3 protein-coding genes are annotated in these 2,437 nt (G+C 36.4%); 2 read left to right on the top strand and 1 reads right to left on the bottom strand.

The genetic code is table 11. The features are described 5' to 3' along the window. Positions 1-261 (top strand): L,D-transpeptidase (locus tag RT445_RS23575; RefSeq protein WP_313471757.1); only part of this gene is annotated, 261 nt, incomplete at its 5' end. A gap of 54 nt (positions 262-315) precedes the next feature. Here the strand turns inward: RT445_RS23575 and RT445_RS23570 are convergent. After that, on the bottom strand, positions 316-1,080 hold the full coding sequence (locus tag RT445_RS23570; protein WP_312507232.1) for a DUF2935 domain-containing protein: 765 nt from the start codon (positions 1,078-1,080) through the stop codon (positions 316-318). Between the two features lie 245 nt (positions 1,081-1,325). On the opposite strand from RT445_RS23570, the gene RT445_RS23565 reads away from it, so the two are divergent. Continuing rightward, positions 1,326-2,437, top strand: a 1,112-nt coding sequence (locus RT445_RS23565) for a ribonuclease J (RefSeq protein WP_313471755.1), incomplete at its 3' end; no start/stop codon positions are given.

Genomic DNA, 2,437 nt, shown 5'->3' with positions numbered 1-2,437 from the left:
TACCCTATTGCAGTTGGACGCATGTTACATGAAACACCAGTAGGCAGTTTTATTATCATCAATAAAGCCCCAAACCCAGGTGGTCCTTTTGGAACAATGTGGATGAGCTTATCTAAAGAACACTACGGAATTCATGGCACTAATAATCCTAGTTCCATTGGGCATGCTGTTTCACACGGATGTATTCGCTTGCATAATCGAGATGTTGAAGAGTTAGCAAGTATTGTGCCTATTGGTACGGAAGTAATAATCCATCCATAATAAAAGGGCTATCTTTTTTGATGAATCAAAATAAGATAGCCTTGTTTATTATTTTTACCCATCGCTTCTAGCTTGTGCAAGCTTTGTTAAATAGTATTGCTCTTCACGCCACATATGGTCTGCCATTGGCGCTGTAAATGTGCCTAATACCTCTGCACTTAACTCCATTTCTTCTAATTCTTTTAAAAACGTCTTAAATAAAGCCATTTCGATTTCTACATCTTGATTAAAGCGCTTTAAAGCTGGAAAAGAATGCATATTTGTACGTAAATAGCCCGTTAATTCGACTGCCTTTAAATAAAATCCTTCAAAATGCTTAGCAAATGCATGACTCTTCTGCTTTAATCGTTTCTCTACACCATCTAAATCATCATTGATGATGCCTGCGTGTCCAGAGGCGTCTAAAAGCCACACTAAATGATGATGTAGCTCGTGAAAGATTGGTGGAGCCTCACCTTTTTTCAAGTAACTCAGTACATTTTGGTATTCTTCTAATTCATTAATCATGTGATTGATAAATGTAGGCGTTAAATGGATCCCAATATCACCCGACAGTTGATGTCTAAGTAGATGAAGTTTGTATTGCTTCAATTGCTCGACATTGTCATCCACTGTTACTGAAAACGAAACAGCATTTGAATCATCGAGAGAAGGAATATAAGTAAGTAGCTGTGAGAATTGTAGGATATACTGATTAGCTCTTTGAATATCACCTTTTTCTGAAGGATAAAGTGCGTCATGAATAAATTGAGCGTGGTTTTGCATGATTTCTAGCCAAAATCGATGTTCGAAAATGGCATGTTGCACAAAATTAGACAATCATTTACCCCCTTTATTTTAACTTTTTTGAGTTTAACTTTTAAGGAACAAAAAAATTTAAACAGAAACATGCTGTTCGTAAGGATATCTCTCCATTCTATTCATCGAGCAATTCAAATAGTAGCAATCCATATAAGTAAGATCGTTCATTGTAAATATCGTATAGGATGAAATATGAAAAGCTATACTACCTATGGCTAAAGAAATTTTTAATGCATTTAGTGAAAACTATAGGAGGGAATACGTTGTCTACAAGTAAACAATTATTATCTATATTCGCCCTTGGTGGCATTAACGAAATCGGAAAAAATATGTATGTAGTGCAGTATGCAGATGACATTATCATTATTGATTGTGGGGCAAAGTTTCCAGATGAGACCTTGCTTGGTATTGATTTAATTATTCCTGATATTACTTATTTACTTGAAAATAAAGAAAAAATTAAAGCTTTAATTGTGACTCATGGACATGAGGATCATATTGGTGGAGTACCTTATCTACTAAAAAAAATAAATGTACCTGTCTATGCAACTCGATTCACTTTAGGTCTTATTGAATTAAAGTTAAAAGAACATAAACTTTTAAGAGAAACCGATTTAATTGAAATTCACGCTGACTCTTCTTTACATCTAGGACAAATAGATATTAGTTTCTTTAGAACCAATCACAGTATTCCCGATTGTTTAGGAATCGTTCTAGCCACACCCGAAGGAAATGTTGTCCATACAGGAGACTTTAAATTTGATCTAACACCTGTGAATAATCAGTTCGCCGATATTCACAAAATGGCAGAAATTGGATCGAACGGAGTGTTAGTTCTTATTTCTGAAAGTACCAATGCAGAAAGGCCAGGTTTAACGCCTTCTGAACAACTTGTCGGACATCATATCGAAGAAGCCTTTTTACACGCTGAACGTAAAGTAATTATCTCAACTTTTGCTTCCAACGTTAATCGTATCCAACAAATTGTTAATGCCGCTATTACTACGAATAGGAAGTTAGCATTATTAGGTCGCAGTATGGTGAACGTCGTTGATGTTGCAATTCAACGCGGTTATTTAAATGTTCCAGAAGATATGCTGATTGATGCTCGCGAAGTTAAATACTTTCCACCAGAGGAGGTTGTAGTGCTATGCACAGGTAGCCAAGGTGAACCACTAGCCGCACTCGCTCGTTTAGCAAATGGCAACCATCGTGAAGTAAAAATCCTACCAGACGATACCGTTATTCTAGCGGCCTCTCCTATTCCAGGCAACGAGAAGGGTGTTTCTCGTATTGTCGACAATTTGTTTCAACTAGGTGCAAAAGTCATTTATGGATCTTCTAGTCATAATGGAATGCATGTTTCAGGTCATGG

The sequence above is a fragment of the Lysinibacillus sp. genome, from assembly GCF_032093475.1.
Lineage (GTDB): Bacteria > Bacillota > Bacilli > Bacillales_A > Planococcaceae > Lysinibacillus > Lysinibacillus irui.
The sequence above is the reverse complement of the archived record's forward strand: the minus strand, read 5'-3'. Positions and strand labels throughout refer to the sequence as shown.